Raw genomic sequence first — 18,418 nt, 5'->3', positions numbered from 1 at the left:
GAATGGCCGATGTGGAGCATGTGGACCCGATAGTCGCTGCCGCGCACGAGCTGGCGCGCCGGCACCGGCTCGGCGGGCTGGTCCGCAAACCGTCACCGCTGGCAACCTGGTCGGAGCTGTCGGCATTGCGCGCGTGGCTGAACACGGCGCGGGCTGCTGCTGGCGCCGCCGAGCCGCAAAGCAGCTCGGCCGCCGAATGGCTGCTCGACAACGACTATCACGTTCAACGCGCCATCCTCCAGATCAAGGAGGATATGCCCGCCCGGTTCTACCGCCGATTGCCCGGCCTGGCCGGTGAGGCGGCTAAAGGCCAGCCACGCATCTATGCCCTGGCCCATGGGCTGCTCGATGCGTCGCATCTACAGATATCGCTCAACACCGCGGTCCCGTTCATCCAAAGCTATCAGGACGAAGAGCCTCTCAGCATTGCCGAGCTATGGGCGTTCCCGGCCATGCTTCGCCTGGCCTGTCTCGAACTGCTCGTTACAGGCTTCGGACGCCTCTTCCCCGACGTAGCGCCGCCGTTCGAAGTTGGTCCCGAGGCCGCTCTCTCCGCGAGGGCAGACGATACCGAATGCGTCTCGCGCGCCATCGCGAACCTCGCGGTCATCTCGACGATCCAGTGGAAGGACTTTTTCGACAGGACAAGTCGCGTCGAGGCGATCCTGCGACATGACCCGGCAGCGGTCTACCACCACATGGATTTCGAGACGCGCGACCGTTACCGCCATGCGATCGAGCAGTTGTCCGACCATGGCGGCATGCCGGAATGGGATGTCGCCGAACGCCTGCTCGCGCAATGCCGGGCCAATGCCGACGTGCCGGCCGATCATGTCGGCTACTGGCTGGTCGGCGATGGCCGGCCGGCGTTCGAGGATGCGATCGACGTGCGGCCGCTGGCGCTGGAATTGATCGGGCGCAGGCTCCTGCGCTATCCCGCCGCGCTCTATACGGTATCGCTCTTTCTCGCGGGATTTGTCAGCTTCAGCGTCCCGGCACTTTACCTCGCGCTGGTCGAGGCGACAGCGACGGGATGGCTTCTGGGCATCGCGCTCACCACGTTGCCGGCCACCATCCTGAGCGTTACCTTCGTCAATTGGGTCGCGACTCTGCTCGTGTCGCCCCGGGTGCTTCCAAAGCTCGACTTCGAGGGCGGGATAGCCGACCATTGTCGGACGGCCGTCGTCATGCCGGTGCTTGTCGCGCAGCCGATGGACGTGCCAGCGCTTCTCCAGCGCCTGGAAAGCCATTATCTCGGCAACCCCGACCCGAGGCTGTATTTCGTCCTGCTGAGCGACTATGCCGACGCCGATAGCGCGAGCCTTCCTGGCGATGCGGAGGTCGACGCCGCATTGGCGGACGGCATCAAGCGTCTCAACGAGACCTATGGCATTGCAGGGAACGGCCCCTTCCATATGCTCCACCGGCCGCGTCTCTTCAATCCCGCCCAGTCGGTCTGGATGGGCTGGGAACGCAAACGCGGAAAGCTGGAGCAATTCAACGGCTACATCCTGCGCGGAGACCTCAGCCCTTTTCCACTGACCGCCGGCCGCATCGAAGCGCTGCGCGCCGCAAGGTTCGTGGTCACCGCCGATGCGGATACCCGATTGCCGACCGGCGTGGTCAACCGGATGGTGGCGGCTCTGGCCCATCCACTCAACAAGGCCCGGTTCGACCCGCGCACCGGGCGGGTGGCAGGCGGCTACACGATCCTCCAGCCGCGGGTCGAGATCGCTCCAGAGACCAGCGGACGATCGTTGTTCACGCGCTATTTCGGCGGCGACACCGCGATCGACATCTATTCGCGCGCCGTTTCCGACGTCTACCAGGACCTGTTCAGCTCAGGCATCTTCGTCGGCAAAGGCATCTACGAAGTCGCGTCCTTCGAGCGCAGCGTCGAAGGGCGGATCCCTGAAAACAACCTGCTCAGCCACGATCTGTTCGAGGGATTGCACGGTCGCGCGGCGCTAGCGAGCGACATCATCGTTTATGAAGGTTTTCCCTCCGGCTATCTCGAATACCGCCGGCGCTGGCACCGCTGGGTGCGCGGCGATTGGCAGCTATTGCCCTGGTTGCTTCCCTTGGTCCCGGGCCGCGCCGGAACGCACCTTCGCAACCGTCTCACCTGGTTCGACCGGCTCAAGATCTTCGACAATCTTCGCCGCAGCCTCGTGCCGCCCAGCCTCGTGGCCCTGCTGCTTGGCGGATGGTTCATCCTCGGCGGCAGTCCCTGGATCTGGACATTGCTGGCGATCGTGGCGCCCGCGGCCTATCTGTTCACCGATGTCGTGACCGGCGTCGCGCGCGGGCGTCGGCGCGGCGTGCTCCAGGGTGTCCTGCGACGGTTGGGGGATGAGCTGGGACGATGGGCGCTCTCGATCGCTTTTCTGATCAGCGATGCCGCCATCGCGCTCGATGCGATCCGGATCACGCTTTGGCGGCTGGGAACCCGACGTGGACTGCTGGAGTGGACGTCAGCCGCGCATACCACGGCGCATTTTGCCGCGCTTGATCCGCGCCGGGCCGCCTGGCGCGAGATGTGGGTATCGCCCGCATTCGCGCTTGCCGTCGCCGCGGGACTGGCGCTGACGCATTCACCGACGCTCCTGTCGGCGGCGCCGCTGCTGCTGCTGTGGTTGCTGGCGCCTGACATCGCCTACCGGATAGGCCGTCCGCGCCGCTCCCTGGTCGAGCCACTGGAGGCAGGTGACCGCCTGTTCCTGCGCAGCATCGCACGCCGGACATGGCTGTTCTTCGAAACCTTTGTGAGGCCAGAGGACAATTGGCTGCCGCCGGACAATTACCAGGAGCCGCCCGAAGAAGAGATCGCTCATCGGACCTCGCCGACAAATGTCGGCATGATGCTGCTCGCCACGCTGACGGCGTGGAAACTGGGTCATATCAGCACGACCGACCTCGAGATGCGGCTGCGTAATGCACTGGACGCGCTCGACCGGGTCGATCGTTACCGCGGACATATGCTCAACTGGTATGATACCCGTTCATTGCAGCCGCTCGAACCGCGCTACGTCTCCACCGTCGACAGCGGCAATCTTGCGGTCAGTCTTGTTGTTGTGGACGAGGCGTGCCGCGAAGCCATTCAAGCTCCTGTGCTGTCCCCGGCATTGTGGGCCGGGCTCGACGACACCCTCGACCTGCTTGCCGGCGCGCTCGCCGACGACGTCGACCCCGACCATGCCTGCCGACCCCATCTCGGCGCGATGCGGGATGCGGTGGCGGCGGCACAAGACGGCGACGCCTGCTGGAGCGTTCTGCTGGACGCGCTCAGCGATCGCGATTTTCCCGAGCTGCAGGAAAGGATCCGCAAAAGCATCGCGAGTGCGAGTATGCTCTCGACGAAGGTGATCCGCGATGTTCAACTGTGGCTCGAGCGGGTCGATCATCATTTGCTCAGCATGCGCCGTGATGTGCGGATGTTCCTCCCATGGCTGCCGCTGTTGACGCGGCCTCCCGCTGGTTGCAGCGACATCGTCGCCCGGCTCGCCTCCATGCTGGCGGGCGAGCGCATTTCCGCCGAAATCGATGCCGCGTGCGAAGAGGCGAGCGGCCTGCTGGATGCATTCGGTCGGACCCTCGACCCTGGCGAAGCCCGGACCTGGGTTGAAGAATTCCGCTCGGCTCTTGCCCGCGGCGTGGATGCCCACAAGCTTATGCGCGACCGGCTGGCTGGCATCGCCCGGCGAGCGGACGCCTGGGCGCATGGCATGGATTTCGCCCTGCTGTTCGATACCAGCAGCCGGCTCTTCCATATCGGGTACAATGTCTCCGCCGACCGGATCGATCAGCATCATTACGACCTGTTGGCGAGCGAGGCGCGGCTGGCAAGCTTCTTCGCCATCGCCAAGGGCGATGTGCCTCCCGAGCATTGGTTCTTTCTCGGGCGCCCGATCACCAAGAAGGCGTCGGGCCTCTCGCTGGTCTCGTGGAACGGCTCGATGTTCGAATATCTCATGCCGAACCTGTTCCTGCGCAGCGATCCCGAAACTCTTCTCGGCCAGAGCGATCGAACCGCTGTCGACCTACAGCAGGCCTATGCGATCAGCCATGGCATTCCCTGGGGCATATCCGAGTCCGCCTTCGCCTCGATGGGCCCCGATCGCGTCTATCGCTACCACGCGTTCGGCGTCCCGGGGCTCGGCCTGCGCCGAGGGCTTGCACGCGATCTGGTAGTGGCCCCCTATGCCACGGTGCTGGCGCTCGCCGCGCGCACCGCCATGGCGGTGCGCAACCTTCGCGATCTCGCGGAACTGGGCATGCTTGGGCGATACGGCTTCTACGAAGCCATCGACTTCACACCCGAGCGGGTGCCGGAGGGAGAGCGCTGCGCGGTGGTTCGATCCTATATGGCGCACCATCACGGTATGAGCATGGCGGCACTCGGCAATGCGTTGTGCGGCGATATGTTCGTCCGTTGGTTCCACGGCGATCCCCATATCCGCACGATCGACCTACTCCTCAACGAGCGGATTCCCTGGGAACTGCCACCCGAAATCTCGCGCATCGAGTTTCGCGAACCCCAGCCGGTCGCCGAAGGCGCGATCCCCCACCTCCAGCCCTGGAACCCTGCTTCCATCGGGGGCTTCACGCCGTTGCATGCAATTGGCAACGGACGCCTGACCAGCCGTCTGGCGGCCAATGGGGGAGGGGGCCTATATTGGCACCGCTATGCGCTCACCCGCCCCGATCGATTGCCTGGTGACGCCGGCCTCTGGATATATGTGCGCGACCGGGACACGGGTGCATTCTGGTCGGCGACCCCGGGACCCGTGCATGCCGCGGCGACAGAGGAGCGCTTGCTCTTCCAGGCGCATCAGGTCGAATATCATCGCCGGGACCATGATATCGCCCTGACCATGGCGGTCGGCATCCCGCATGGCGACGATCTGGAGATCCGCCGCGTCACTGTCGTCAACGAAAGCGACCGCTCACGAACGCTCGATTTCACGAGCTATGCCGAGATCATGCTCGCGCCGCCGATCGACGGCGCGCGTCATCCAGCCTTCAGCAAGCTCTTCGTCGGCAGCGAGCTGCTTCCCGGGACGAGCGGCTTGCTGTTCACGCGCCGGCCGCGCGATGCTGGCGACCGTCCGCCGGTGCTGATTCACCGGGTTGTCGCCGACGACAAGGGCTTCACGCCGCGGGGCGTCGAAACCGACCGCGCGGCCTTTCTGAAGCGCCACGGCGACCAGGCAACTCCGGCCGCCATGCAGCATGATGAACTCGGCGGAACGACAGGCTGGACCCTTGATCCCATTCTGGCGATGCGCGCGGAACTGCAGATTCCCCCGCATAGTAGGCGCGAACTTGCGTTCGTCACGATCGTCGCCGGCTCGCGGGCATCCGCTCTGGAAATCGCCGAGCGCTATGCGACTTTGACCGCACTCGAATGGGCGATGAACGACGCCGTTGCGGATGCGGCGCGGGAGATGCGCCAACTCGGACTTGGCCCGGACCGCGTGTCTGACGCGCAGATGCTGCTCTCGGCGCTGCTACAGCCTGTTCTGCGATCTCCTGGCGAGCAGATCGCGCTCGTCGCCGACCATCTTGGTCGGGGCGATCTGTGGGGGCTGGGAATATCGGGCGATCACCCCATCCTGCTGGTGCGCGCAGGCGACGGCCAGCGCACTGCACTGCTGCGATTTCTTGCCGGAGCCCAGCAGCTATGGCGCAGGCGTGGTATCGGGATCGACCTTGTGATCATGCACGAAGGAGCGGCGGGCTATCTCGAACCCGTCCGCGAACGGCTGATCGAGCTCCTGCGGGAGGCGGGTGTGCAGGAGCAACTCGGACAGAATGGAGGGGTTCATCTCGTCGGGATCGGGCACGGAGACGGCGATCGCGCTCAGTTTCTCGAACGCGCCGCGCAGATCGTGCTCGACGAGACGGCAGGCGCGCTCGGCGATCAATTGGTACGCGCCGATTCTCCCCAGCTTCGCAGCCCGCACTTCGAGCCCATCGGCGGCGGGGCACCGCCAAGTCCAGGTTCCGGGATGCGCCCGCTGGAGGAGCTGGCGTTCGACAACGGCTTTGGCGGGTTCGCGCCGGGGGGCGAAGCCTATGTGATCCATCTCAAGCCGGGCGAGACGACCCCCGCACCTTGGTCAAACGTCCTTGCCAATGGTGGCTTTGGCTCGATCGTCACCGAGGGGGGGCTCGGATTCACCTGGGCGATCAACAGCGGTGAAAATCGCCTGACGCCTTGGGCCAACGATCCCGTCCGCGATCCTCAGACCGAAATACTGTATCTGCGCGACGAGGAGAACGCACGTCTGTGGACCCCGACGCCTCAGCCCGCCGGGGCGGGAACCGCCTGCCGCATCCGGCATGGGGCGGGCTTCACAAGCTGGGAAAGCAGCTGTGAAGGCCTCGACCAGGAGGTTCTTGTCTTCGTGCCCGTCGACGATCCGGTCAAGATCGTCCGGCTGCGGCTTCATAACCTGTTGCCCCACGCCCGCCGGATCACGGCGACCTATTATGCCGAATGGCTGCTCGGCGCGGTTCAGGGAGAACCGGCCCCGCTGCGAACCGCGCATTATGACGCCGAAGTCCATGCGCTGATGGCCAACAACCCGTGGACGGAGGAATTCAACGAGCGAACGGCGTTCCTGACGAGCAGTCGTCCGCCGCACAGCCTGACGACGTCGCGGCGGGACTTCATGGGACGCGATGGCAATCCACGCCGGCCCGAAGCATTGCTGAACTGGGATCTAGGCGGCCGCCAGCGTTCAGCGGGCGCTGATTGCTGCGGCGCCTTCCAGGTTCACCTGGACATCGCGCCCGGCCAGACAGGGGAGGTGGTGTTCGTCCTGGGACAGGGAGATGACCAGGTCCACGCGCGGACCCTGGTGCGGCGTTGGCAGGATTCGGCGGAGGTGGAGCCCGCCCTGCAGCAATGCCGGGACGATTGGGACAGGCGTCTGGGCGCCGTCAAGGTGAAGACGTTCGACCCCGCGTTCGACATCCTCGTCAACAGATGGCTCCCCTACCAGACCATGAGCGCGCGCCTGCGTGCCCGCGCGGGATTTTATCAGGCGGGCGGCGCCTTTGGCTATCGCGACCAGCTTCAGGACGTGCTCGCCCTGCTGCACGCCGATCCCGACCTGGCGCGACGGCACATTCTGTCGGCCGCGGCCCATCAGTTCGAGGAGGGCGATGTTCTCCATTGGTGGCATCCGCCCCTGGATCGGGGTGTCCGGACGCATTGCTCGGACGATCTCCTTTGGCTGCCTTACGTCACCGCCGCCTATGTTGAGGCCACCGGCGATGCCGGCATCCTCTTGGAAGAGGCGCCATTTCTGCGCGGCCCCCCGCTGGCAAGCGACGAAGCCGACCGCTACGCGCGGTTTGACGTCACCACCGAGCGCAGGTCCTTGTTCGAGCATTGCGAACGTGCGCTGGAGCGCGGCCATCGGCTCGGGGGGCACGGGTTGCCGCTGATGGGCACCGGCGATTGGAACGACGGCATGAACCGCGTAGGCGAGCAGGGGCGTGGTGAAAGCGTCTGGCTGGCATGGTTCCTGATCGCCACGATCGACGGGTTCGTTGATCTTTGCGCCCGGCTGGAGCGTAACGAGCTCACCGAACGCTGGAAGCCCCGTGCGGCGGCGCTTGCCAAGGCGGCCGAGCAGTCGGCTTGGGATGGCGAATGGTACCTGCGGGCTTTCGATGACGACGGCCGCTCCTGGGGTTCGGCTTCGGACGGCGAGTGTCAGATAGACTCGATCGCGCAATCCTGGGCGGTGCTCTCGGGCGGCGGCAGTCCGGAACGGAACGCGCGCGCGATGGCCTCGGCCCAGCAGCATCTGGTGCGCGACGACGACCGGCTGGTCCTGCTGCTCTCGCCGCCCTTTGATGCGACGCCCCGCGACCCCGGCTATATCAAGGCTTATCCGCCCGGCATTCGGGAAAATGGCGGTCAATATACACATGCCGCCGCATGGCTGGGCATTGCCCTCGCCCGGCTCGGCGACGCCGAGGGCGCGATGCAGATCTTCGATCGCATCAACCCTATCAACCAGACCCGGTCGGTCGAACAGGTCGCGCGCTATCGGACCGAACCCTATGTGCTGGCGGCGGACGTCGCGGGGACGCCGCCCCATGTCGGTCGCGGCGGCTGGAGCTGGTATACCGGCGCCGCGGCGTGGACATGGCGGCTGGCGGTCGAGGAAATATTGGGCCTGCGACTGGTGGAAGGCCGCCTGCATCTCGCACCCTGCCTGCCGGCGGCGTGGCCATCCTTCGAGGCGACCATCAACCGGGCCGAAGGCAGCCTGCATATCACGGTGGAAAATCCCGAGGGGCTTGCTCCGAACGCCGCGCGCATCCTGGTCGATGGGGCGGAATGGCCGAGTGACGGTCTCGCGTTTCCCACAGAAGGCGAGACGCACGAAGTGCGGTGTCTCCTGACGTGCCGGATTGCCTTGGCGTCCTGATTTTGCGCGATGCCGAGTTGCGAATGTTGGAACTTGGCCCCCCGGCGCGAGGAAACACGGAATGCCCTCGCTCGCAGAGTGAGCAATGCGTTATCCAACAGGGTTATTGCGCGACGAGCGCGAGCTGTCGGACCATGCCAGCAGGGCAAGCGCACATGCAAAAGGCGTTGCTAAGTAACAACCCCGATAGGGGCCGCGATCGCCCAGGCATACTTGTTGGATATCGGGGCGGCGACGCACAGCATGAGGTTGCTGCAGACTGATGCCGCGGAGCGTTTTGCCGTGACGTTGCGGGTGACGTGAAACCCGATCGGTCTCGGTTGACGGGAAGGCTACCGCGCAGCGGGGCGGCTGGTAGCATCGTAGAGCAATCGCAGCGGCGCGCTCTGCGGTCGTCCGATTGTCCGCCAGGCCTCGACGGCGGGCACCCTCTGGACTTTGACATGGTGCCAAACCCAGGATGCGGTGCGGCTGCATAGGAGCAATTCGGTGGAGCACGCGCACGTTCATCCCAATCAGGCACAGCTGCCGGCGGGCCTTGCCTCGGCAAGAGACGCAGCCTGTGGGATGACGGTCGATCCCGCAAAGACCGCACATCACATCGATTATGAAGGCAGTCGCTGGCACTTCTGCAGCGCAGGATGCCGGGGCCGCGTCGCGGCCGATCCCCAGCGATATATTGCCGCAGTGCCGAGCGCCGCGCCCGGTAGCGTCTGGACCTGCCCTATGCACCCCGAGGTCCGCCAGGATCGTCCAGGTAGCTGCCCGATCTGCGGGATGGCGCTCGAGCCAGCGATGGCGACGGCGGATGCCGGCCCGAGCCCGGAACTTGCCGGCATGACCTGGCGCTTATGGGTTGCCTTGGCGCTCGCTTCGCCCCTGTTCGTCCTGGAGATGGGCAGCCATATCTTTCCGATGCTGCATCATCTGGTGCCGATGCGGATTTCGGAATGGATCCAGCTCTTACTGGCAACCCCGGTCGTGCTGTGGGCCGGTTGGCCCTTCTTTGTCCGAGGCCGGGCGTCGCTTCGCACCCGCAGCCTCAACATGTTCACCTTGATCGCGATGGGAACGGGGATCGCATGGGCCTATAGCGTTGTCGCAACGCTTGCGCCGGGGGCCTTTCCGCCGGCGTTTCGATCGCCGGAAGGGACGGTCGCCATCTATTTCGAGGCAGCTGCGGTCATCACCGCGCTGGTGCTGCTAGGGCAGGTGCTCGAGTTGCGCGCCCGCGAGCGCACGTCGGGCGCGATCAAGACATTGCTTAACCTCGCGCCCAGGACCGCGCGGCGCATCACCACCCACGGTGAGGACGAAGAGGTCGACCTCGACCAGATCGTCGTCGGCGATGGGCTGCGCGTGCGGCCCGGCGAGAAAGTGCCGGTCGATGGCATCGTCGAGGACGGTCGCTCCTCGCTCGACGAGTCGATGGTCACGGGCGAGTCGATGCCGACCACCAAAGCGGTGGGTGCCACCGTCATCGGCGGCACGCTTAACCAGACGGGCACCCTCATCGTCCGGGCCGACAAGGTCGGGCGCGACACGATGCTGGCGCGGATCGTCCAGACGGTCGCCCAGGCCCAGCGCTCACGCGCGCCGATGCAGCGCATGGCCGATCACGTCGCCGGCTGGTTCGTGCCGGCGGTTCTGGCGATCGCGGTCCTCACGTTCGCCGGCTGGGCAGCGTGGGGACCGGAGCCGCGCTATGCTTATGGCCTGGTCGCCGCCGTAGCGGTGCTGATCATCGCTTGCCCCTGTGCGCTGGGGCTGGCGACACCGATGTCGATCATGTTGGGCGTCGGGCGTGGTGCCGCGCTCGGCGTGCTGATCAAGAACGCCGAGGCGCTCGAACGCATGGAAAAGATCGATACGCTGGTCGTCGACAAGACCGGGACGCTGACCGAGGGGCATCCTTCGGTCACCAGGGTCATAGCGGCCGAGAGCTTCGGGGAAGACGAGCTGCTGCGGCTGGCCGCCGGGGCCGAGCGTGCCTCCGAACATCCGCTGGCGCGCGCCATTGTGGAGACCGCCGGCGATCGCCGGATCGCGATTCCCGAAGTGACCGACTTCGACTCCCCCGCCGGCAAGGGCGTACTCGGCATCGTAGAGGGCAAGCGAATATTGCTGGGGAATGCCGCCTTTCTGAAGGAGCACGGTGTCGATGCCGCGCCGTTTGCCGCGCAGGCCGAGGATCTGCGGCGCGAAGGCGCAACCGCCATCTTCGCGGGCCTCGACGGCCTTGCAGCCGGTGTGCTGGCGATTGCCGATCAGATCAAGAAGACGACGCCTGATGCGCTCTCCGCTTTGCGGGCGGAAGGCATCCGCGTCGTGATGCTGACCGGAGACAACCGCACTACCGCTGCAGCCGTGGCACGGACGCTCGGCATCGACGAGGTCGAAGCGGATGTGCTGCCGGATGGGAAGAGTGCCGTGGTCGAGCGGTTGAAGCGCGAAGGCCGCATCGTCGCGATGGCTGGCGACGGCGTCAACGACGCGCCCGCGCTCGCCGCTGCCGAGGTGGGGATTGCGATGGCCTCGGGCACCGACGTCGCGATCGAGAGCGCGGGCATCACGCTCCTCAAGGGGGATCTTATGGGGATCGTGCGCGCGCGCCGGCTGAGCCAGGCGACGATGTCCAATATTCGTCAAAACCTCGTCTTCGCGTTCGTCTACAATGCGGCGGGGATACCCATCGCGGCGGGCCTGCTCTACCCGCTTTTCGGCGTCCTGCTGTCGCCGATGATCGCGGCCGCGGCGATGGCTCTATCGTCTGTGAGCGTCGTCACCAACGCGCTTCGGCTCAGCCACCAGCGGCTATGATCCCCCACCCAGCCTGGGATGCTGCGTATGCTTATCAGTCGATCCACCGGAGCTGCGGCGGGTGGCGCGGGACGGGCGGGGTCGGTGCGGTTGGGTAACCGATAATGATCGGAGCAACCGGCACGACATCGTCGGGAACGCCGAGCACCTGCTTGCCGTCCTTAGTCTCGAGCCAGCGCTGGGCAAAGCCGATCCAGCAGGAACCCAGGCCCTGTCCGTGCGCCGCTAGCATTAGGTTTTCGGCCGCCAGCGTGGCATTTTCGACCGCCCACCCTCCGACTCGCGCCGAGATGACAATCAGCGCCGGCGCATGATAGAAGATGTGGAAAGCCGGGCTTTCAAGAGTTTCATGAAGATGTTCCGGAAAGGCTCCGCGCGGCATCGTCTCGATCATGTGAGCCTTGGCCGCCGCGGAAATTCGATCGAGCAGCGCGATATTCTGGATGATGGTGAAATCCCAGGGTTGCTCGTTGACGGCGCTTGGGGCCTGAATCGCCGCGTCGATCAGACTCTCCAGCACGTTCTTTGCAACAGGCGCGGCCGCGTAGGCGCGCGTTGCGCGGCGCCCATAGATCGCTTCGCTCAAATCCATGTGAGGCACTCCGCAATAGATTGAGTTCTTGTCGGCGCCGGCGGGTCTTCGTGCCGCCTGTTTCTGGGGGCTAAGTTCGACCGGAAAGGCGGTGGCTCCAATCCGTACAAGAACGGAGTGTCCGCGACCTCCGAGCGATTAGACTATTTGCAACATGGGCATTTATGACAGCTGTTGGGATAAACAGGATGAGCGTGGCGGTGAGGTTCGTAGCAGCGGATAGACGGGGATCGATCCGAAAAGCTCGGCGGGCTGCCTGGGAGGCCGCTACCGGGTCCTTCCTGCTCTTCGCGGGGGGCGCTATCATTCCGGTTGCGCTATTCCTGCTGCTTTCAGGCCAGCTGGCGCTGGTCGCCAGTCTGATAGCGAGCGGCCTGGGTCTCGCGCTGATCGGCGCGGGCACAAGCCTCTTCACCGACCGCTCCTCACTGTTCTCGGCAATGCGCCAATTCTTAATTGGTCTTGCGGCAGCTGCAGTCACATATGGAACGGGCGCAATCGTCGGGGTTTCACTCGGCTAATCGCAGATCAGCCGGGCTGAGCTTGATCGATCATTTTGATGGCCTCGACACATTCGACGATCTTCCACGCGACGGTCGTTGCGTACGCGATCTCTGGTTCTGACGTCCGCGGCGGAAGACGGACCCACCCGGGTGGGGGGGCAGCGACCGTGGAAAGCCTGTGCGCTCGCCGTTCAGTTCGATGCGCTGCCCGCCCGAGCAGGTCCACAAGCCTAAGTAGCATTGCGGATTGGGACCATCGATGCTCGCGCGCACCGTGCCAGCTGTCGTCCATGCTGGCAGTTGCCTCGCTGGATCTTGTTCAAAAGGATCAGGATATGCTCGACAAGGCAACGGACTATGGCCGCTCCTTCGCCGCCGATGCACGGCAGGACCCCAGGCTGCGTGCCTACATGGCGGCGGTTTATCTGCGGATGGCGGGTGGAATCGCGGCGTCGGCGGCGACATCCTGGCTGGTCGGGCATAATGCCACGTTGGCCACCGCGCTGTTCACCGCTGATGGGCTCACGACGTTGGGATGGATCGTAACATTTGCCCCGTTGGGCCTGGCCCTCCTGCTGAGCGCGGGCATCAACCGCCTGAGCGCGGCTGCGGCCGGCCTGACCTTCCTTGGCTATGCGGTGCTGGTCGGGCTCTCGCTCGGCGGACTGCTGCTCGCCTACACCGGAGCGAGCCTTGCCACGACCTTCGTCGCGACCGCCGCGGGCTTTGCCGCACTGGCGTGGGCCGGGAGCGTCAGCCGACGCGATCTCTCCGGCTTTGGTGCTTTCCTCACCATCGGCTTGGTCGGGGTTATCGTGGCGATGCTCGTCAACTTGTTCGTCCGCTCGACGGGCTTTGATATGATGCTCTCAGAGGTGGGCGTGCTGCTGTTCGCGGGATTGACCGCCTTCGACGCGCAACGGGTGAAGCGACTTTACTATGAAACGGCGGACGAGGGGCGCGAACGGTCGGCCATTCTCGGGGCGCTGTCTCTCTATCTCGATTTCCTCAATCTCTTCCTGTTCCTCCTGCGCTTTACCGGCCAGCGCCGCCGATGAGCGATCCCGCGGCCTTCTGGCAGGAGGCGTCCGCAAAGACTCTTGATAGGCTCTCCGCATCGCGCGAAGGCCTGAGCGCCGGCGAGGCCGCTGCCCGGCTTGACCGCGACGGTGCCAATGAGGTCGCGGCCAAGCAGCGGCGGCACCTATTGCTCGATCTACTTCGCAGGCTCGCCAACCCGCTCGTCGCCATCCTGCTGGTCGCCGCCACGATCGCGGGCGCGACCGGCGATGGCGCGAGCTTCGCAATCATCGTCCTCGTGGTGATACTGTCGACCGGCCTCGACATGGTGCAGGAACATCGCGCTGAAGCGACCGCGGACGCGCTCAAGCGGTCGATCGCGCTCCGCGCCAGCGTCCTGCGCGACGGCAAGCCGGTCGAACTGCCAGTCGCCGACATCGTGGCAGGCGACATCGTACTGCTCGCCGCCGGCGATCTGGTGCCAGCCGATGGCATCGCGCTGGCAGTCAACGGCGCGCAGGTCAACGAGGCTCTGCTGACGGGCGAGCCCTATCCGGTCGAGAAGCAGGTCGATCCCTTGCCAGACGCCACGACCCCGGCCGAGGCGCGCAACGCACTCTTCCACGGCACCTCGCTGATCGGAGGCACGGCTACGATGCTCGTGGTCGAGACCGGCGCACGGACTCGCTTCGGTGCCATCGCTGCGTCACTGGCGGGAACCGAGCCGCCGACCGCGTTCGAGCGCGGCATCCACAAGCTTGGCATCCTCATCGCACGTCTCACCATCTTCCTGGTGCTGTTCGTGCTGCTCGCCCATCTTGCGCTGGGCCGGCCGCCGCTCCAATCCTTCCTCTTCGCGATGGCGCTGGCGGTGGGCCTGACGCCCGAGCTCCTGCCGATGATCATGACCGTGTCGCTTGCCTGCGGCGCGCAGCGCATGGCGAAGGCGCGGGTGGTGGTGAAGCGGCTGTCGTCGATCCACGATCTCGGCCAGATGGACATCTTATGCACCGACAAGACCGGCACGCTGACCGAGGCGCGCATCACGCTGGTCGGACATCCCGGCATCGACGGCGATGACGACGAGCGCGTGGCCGAACTCGCGGCGGTGAACGCGCGGTTCGAGACAGGTCTCAAGAGCCCACTCGACGAGGCCTTGCTGCTCCATATGACGGGCCGGCCGCTCGGCGACTGGCGCAAGCTCGACGAGCGGCCGTTCGATTTCGAGCGGCGGCGCGTCTCGGTGTTGGCTGAGCATGACGGCGAGCGGATCGAGATCGTCAAGGGCGCGCCCGAGACGCTGCTCTCGCTGTGCGTGCAGGCGCAGGATCGTTCGGGCACACTCGTTCCGCTCGACGATGCGCTGCGGACACGGCTTATGGGGCTGCACGACGATCGCGCGGCCCAAGGCCTGCGGCTTCTCGGGCTCGCCTGGAAGCCTGCGAGCGGCCAGGAAAAGATCGGCGACAGCGACGAGAATGGGCTGATCTTCGCCGGTTATTGCGTGTTCGTCGATCCGCCCAAGGAAAGTGCGGCCGGCGCGGTAGCGCGGCTCGAAGCGGCGGGCATTCGCATCAAGGTTATCTCCGGCGACGCGGCTGCGGTCGTCGAGCATCTGGTAGCGGCGCTCGCGCTTCCGGTGGACGGCTTGCTGACCGGCGAGGCAATTGCGAAGCTGAACGATCCGGCGCTCGCGGCGCGGGTCGAGGCAGTCGACCTGTTCGCGCGCGTCACGCCCGACCAGAAAGTGCGGATCGTGCGCGCGCTCAAAGCACGTGGGCGCACGGTTGGGTTCATAGGCGATGGCATCAACGATGCGCCGGCGATCCGGGCCGCCGATATCGGCCTGTCGGTCGACGGGGCCACCGACGTGGCGCGCGAGGCGGCCGACATGATCCTGCTCGCACCTGACCTCAATGTGCTTGCCGATGGCGTTGCCGAAGGTCGCCGCACATATGCCAACATCATGAAATATATCCGGATGGGGACCAGTTCGAACTTCGGTAACATGCTGACGATGGCCCTCGCTTCGCTGGTGCTGCCTTTCCTGCCGCTCACCGCCGTACAGGTGCTGCTCAACAATCTCCTCTACGACATGTCGCAGATCGGTATCCCGTTCGACCATGCCGATGAGAACGATCTCGCCCGCCCGCGCGGCTGGGACATGCCCGGGCTGGTGCGCTTCACCGCGGTCATGGGGCCGCTCTCTTCGCTGTTCGACATCGCTACCTTCGGACTGCTGCTGTGGGTGTTCCATGTCGATGTCGCGGCCTTCCGCGCGGCCTGGTTCATCGAGTCCATGGCGACTCAGGTGCTGGTGGTGTTCGTGATCCGCACGGTGCGGCCTGCCTGGGCAAGTCGCCCCCACATTGCGCTGACCGTCACCGCGTTGACCGGCCTTGCCGCCGCGCTCGTCGTACCGTTTCTGCCCGTGGCGAATCTGCTCGGCTTCGCTGCTCCGGGAGGCGCGGTGCTTGGCGCCATCGCGCTCCTGGTGGTCGCCTATCTTGCTAGCGCCGAGATGCTCAAGCGCTTCGCGCTGCGCAGCGTGACGTCCGGCACGAGTATGCCCGATCCGGCTAAGTAACAATCCGCATAGGGACGGGCTCGCTGCAGGCCCATCAGGCAGGACGGCACCGCACGTAGTGCGGCACGAAGACTCGCCGAGCGAGAAGGTGCAGAGATAAGGATCGTTCGATGACCTATGCAACTGCCAGCCCCTATTCCGGCGAGCTCGTGAGGTGTTTCCGGATGCGACCGATGCCGAGATTCTGGAGGCGATCGGCAAGGCCGATACCGCTTTTCTCGCATGGCGCGAGACGAGTTTCGCGGACCGCGCGGCGGTGATGCGCGGCGCCGCGGGCATCCTGCGACGCGATGCCGATTCCTATGCGCGGATCCTGATGCTGGAGATGGGCAAGCTGCTGAGCGAGGCGATGGCGGAGGTGGAGCCGTCCGCTGCGATCTTCGACTATTATGCGGACAATGCCGGGCGGCTGCTCGCGCCCGAGCGCCTTCCCGTAGCCGATCCGGCAGAAGGCGAGGCAACCCTGGTGCATGAGCCGCTGGGCGTCCTGCTCGCGATCGAGCCCTGGAACTTCCCTTATTACCAGATCGCCCGGATCATCGCGCCGCATCTCTCGGCCGGCAACACAATGCTGCTCAAACATGCTGCCAACGTTCCGCAGAGCGCGGCGGCGTTCGAGGGATCCTGCTCGCGATCGCGGCCGCGGCAATGGCGCGCGATGGTGACAATCGTCTCGCGTCGATGACGCTGTTCGCCGCCCAAACCGATTTCAGCGAGCCGGGTGAGGTCAGCCTGTTCATCGATGCGGCGGAGCTGGACTTTCTCGAGACGATGGCTGGCGCCAGCGGCGGCTATCTCGACAGCCGGCAGATGAGCGGCGCCTTCCAGGCTTTGCGTTCGAACGAACTTGTCTGGCCAAATTTCATCCGAGACTATTTCCTGGGCGCGCGCGAGCCGATGAGCGACCTGCGCGCCTGGCACAGACAGTATCTCCGCTCCCTCACTCTTGGCAACGATCTTGCTGAGGGACGGTATCAGGTCGGCGGCCGGCCGATCGCTCTCCAGAAGATCGATGTGCCGGTTTTCAAGGTCAGCGTTGAAAGCGACTACGTCGCGCCCTGGCGCTCGGTTTACAAAATCCATCGGTTTCTGAACGGGAAGGTGACGTTCCTGCTTACCACGGGCGGTCATGACGACGGAATCGTCTGCGGTCGGGACGATCCGGACCGATCCTTTCGACTGCTCGCACGACCGGCGGAGGCGGACCGCCTCGATCCCGAAACCTGGCTCGCCCGGGCGGAGTCCGAAGCCGGTTCATGGTGGCCGGCATGGGCCGCCTGGTTGGATCTGCACTCAAGCGCTTTTAGCGTACCGCCAGCCCTCGGCGCTACCGGCGCGAAGCCTGTAACTCGCACGCTGGATCCGGGCAGCTATGTCTTCGAACGCTGATGGGGCGAACGCCGCAAAGCCATCGGGCGCCTGGCGGTCCTGGCTTCTTGGCATCATCCTCGTGGCGGCGCTGGTCGGGGCGGTGCTGCGTTTCGGCGAGATCGAGAATTTTGCCCGGCTGATCGCACGCGCCAACCCTCTCTGGTTCGCCCTTGCCGTTCTGTTCCAGCTTTCAACCTATGCCGGCGTGGCGGCCGGCTGGGCGACGGTGCTGCACAGCGCCGGGACACCGCGGCCGCTTCCAAGATTGATGCGCATTGCGATCACCAAATTGTTTGCCGACCAGGCCGTGCCAAGCGCGGGGATGGGGGGTAACGTCCTTCTCGTCGATCAACTCGTGCGGTTGCGCGTGCCGCGCGGGACGGCGGTCGCGGCCCTGCTCGTCTCGATGATCGGCTATTATGCCGCCTTCGCATTTTTCGCGGTAGCCATGCTGGTTCTGCTCTGGCTCCACGACAAGGCGACGCCGCTGATGGCCGGTGTGGTCACCACCTTTCTTCTGGTGGCCCTCGCTATTCCGTCGCTGGCGCTTTGGCTCCGACACCGCGGCAGCCAGCCACTATCGCCCCGGCTTGAACGCATGGGCGTAGTCCGTAATCTCTTCGAGATCGTCGGTCAGGCCCCGGCGAAGCTGATCGGCGACCGCCAGCTTCTGGTTCGCGTGACAGGCTTCAATGGCTGGGTCTTCCTGGCCGACGCCGCGACACTCTGGGCGTGTCTGCACGCGCTGGGAGAACCCGCGTCGTTCGGGACGGGATTCATCGCGCTGATCATGGCATCGATCGTAGTGACGCTCGGCCCGATCCCGCTCGGTCTCGGCAGTTTCGAGGCAACCTCGACCGCGACGCTCGGACTTCTGCGCGTGCCGATCGAGACTGCCTTTGCCGCGACGATGCTGCTGAGGATCTTGACGTTGTGGCTGCCGCTATTACCCGGGCTACTGATGATGCGCTCGGCGCTCAAGCGCCGACCGTTTCGGTCCCGCCGATCGTCTCGATCTGACAGCGCGAGCGGGCACCATGCTCGTGAGGTTTAGTACTTATCTGTAAAGCAC

Annotated in this window: 9 protein-coding genes; 8 read left to right on the top strand and 1 reads right to left on the bottom strand. The window is 65.3% G+C overall.

Annotation, left to right across the window (positions count from 1 at the left end; genetic code table 11):
- The first annotated feature begins 2 nt into the window (after window positions 1–2).
- Together ACFFDA_RS00650 and ACFFDA_RS00645 are read left to right on the top strand one after the other, a co-directional pair.
- Window positions 3–8,453, top strand: a complete 8,451-nt coding sequence (locus ACFFDA_RS00650; RefSeq protein ID WP_404477659.1) for a GH36-type glycosyl hydrolase domain-containing protein — start codon at window positions 3–5, stop codon at window positions 8,451–8,453.
- Window positions 8,454–8,942: 489 nt separating this feature from the next.
- Window positions 8,943–11,273, top strand: a complete 2,331-nt coding sequence (locus ACFFDA_RS00645; RefSeq protein ID WP_404477658.1) for a heavy metal translocating P-type ATPase — start codon at window positions 8,943–8,945, stop codon at window positions 11,271–11,273.
- 34 nt (window positions 11,274–11,307) lie between these two features.
- Here ACFFDA_RS00645 and ACFFDA_RS00640 read toward each other — a convergent pair whose 3' ends face one another.
- A complete protein-coding gene (locus tag ACFFDA_RS00640; RefSeq protein ID WP_404477657.1) occupies window positions 11,308–11,865 on the bottom strand; it encodes a nitroreductase family protein in 558 nt (185 codons plus the stop codon).
- Window positions 11,866–12,053: 188 nt separating this feature from the next.
- Between ACFFDA_RS00640 and ACFFDA_RS00635 the strand changes: the two genes are divergently transcribed.
- The 6 genes from ACFFDA_RS00635 to ACFFDA_RS00610 all read left to right on the top strand — a co-directional run bounded on the left by ACFFDA_RS00635 (window position 12,054) and on the right by ACFFDA_RS00610 (window position 18,400).
- Window positions 12,054–12,386, top strand: coding sequence for a VIT1/CCC1 transporter family protein (locus ACFFDA_RS00635; RefSeq protein ID WP_404477656.1), 333 nt, complete (start codon window positions 12,054–12,056; stop codon window positions 12,384–12,386).
- A gap of 272 nt (window positions 12,387–12,658) precedes the next feature.
- A complete protein-coding gene (locus ACFFDA_RS00630) occupies window positions 12,659–13,426 on the top strand; it encodes a Bax inhibitor-1/YccA family protein (protein WP_404477655.1) in 768 nt (255 codons plus the stop codon).
- Entirely contained in the window at window positions 13,423–15,975 is a 2,553-nt protein-coding gene (gene mgtA, locus ACFFDA_RS00625; protein WP_404477654.1) for a magnesium-translocating P-type ATPase, read from the top strand. Before ACFFDA_RS00630 ends, mgtA begins: the two co-directional genes overlap by 4 nt.
- 154 nt (window positions 15,976–16,129) lie before the next feature.
- Window positions 16,130–16,660, top strand: coding sequence for an aldehyde dehydrogenase family protein (locus ACFFDA_RS00620; RefSeq protein ID WP_404477653.1), 531 nt, complete (start codon window positions 16,130–16,132; stop codon window positions 16,658–16,660).
- Window positions 16,657–17,364, top strand: coding sequence for a hypothetical protein (locus ACFFDA_RS00615; RefSeq protein WP_404477652.1), 708 nt, complete (start codon window positions 16,657–16,659; stop codon window positions 17,362–17,364). The genes ACFFDA_RS00620 and ACFFDA_RS00615 overlap by 4 nt, the downstream gene beginning before the upstream one ends.
- Window positions 17,348–18,400, top strand: coding sequence for a lysylphosphatidylglycerol synthase transmembrane domain-containing protein (locus tag ACFFDA_RS00610; protein ID WP_404477651.1), 1,053 nt, complete (start codon window positions 17,348–17,350; stop codon window positions 18,398–18,400). The genes ACFFDA_RS00615 and ACFFDA_RS00610 overlap by 17 nt, the downstream gene beginning before the upstream one ends.
- Window positions 18,401–18,418: the final 18 nt, after the last annotated feature.

The organism is Novosphingobium sp. BL-52-GroH (assembly GCF_044813085.1).
GTDB lineage: Bacteria > Pseudomonadota > Alphaproteobacteria > Sphingomonadales > Sphingomonadaceae > Novosphingobium.
Note: the sequence above shows the minus strand (reverse complement) of the source record. Positions and strands in the feature narration are given on the sequence as shown.

Bases quoted from the DNA above. Each gene is read 5' to 3' on its own strand.
- ACFFDA_RS00650 (WP_404477659.1), top strand. From the start codon at position 3: ATGGCCGATGTGGAGCATGTGGACCCGATAGTCGCTGCCGCGCACGAG.
- ACFFDA_RS00640 (WP_404477657.1), bottom strand. From the start codon at position 11,865: ATGGATTTGAGCGAAGCGATCTATGGGCGCCGCGCAACGCGCGCCTAC.
- ACFFDA_RS00635 (WP_404477656.1), top strand. From the start codon at position 12,054: ATGAGCGTGGCGGTGAGGTTCGTAGCAGCGGATAGACGGGGATCGATC.
- ACFFDA_RS00630 (WP_404477655.1), top strand. From the start codon at position 12,659: ATGCTGGCAGTTGCCTCGCTGGATCTTGTTCAAAAGGATCAGGATATG.
- mgtA (WP_404477654.1), top strand. From the start codon at position 13,423: ATGAGCGATCCCGCGGCCTTCTGGCAGGAGGCGTCCGCAAAGACTCTT.
- ACFFDA_RS00615 (WP_404477652.1), top strand. From the start codon at position 16,657: ATGACGCTGTTCGCCGCCCAAACCGATTTCAGCGAGCCGGGTGAGGTC.
- ACFFDA_RS00610 (WP_404477651.1), top strand. From the start codon at position 17,348: ATGTCTTCGAACGCTGATGGGGCGAACGCCGCAAAGCCATCGGGCGCC.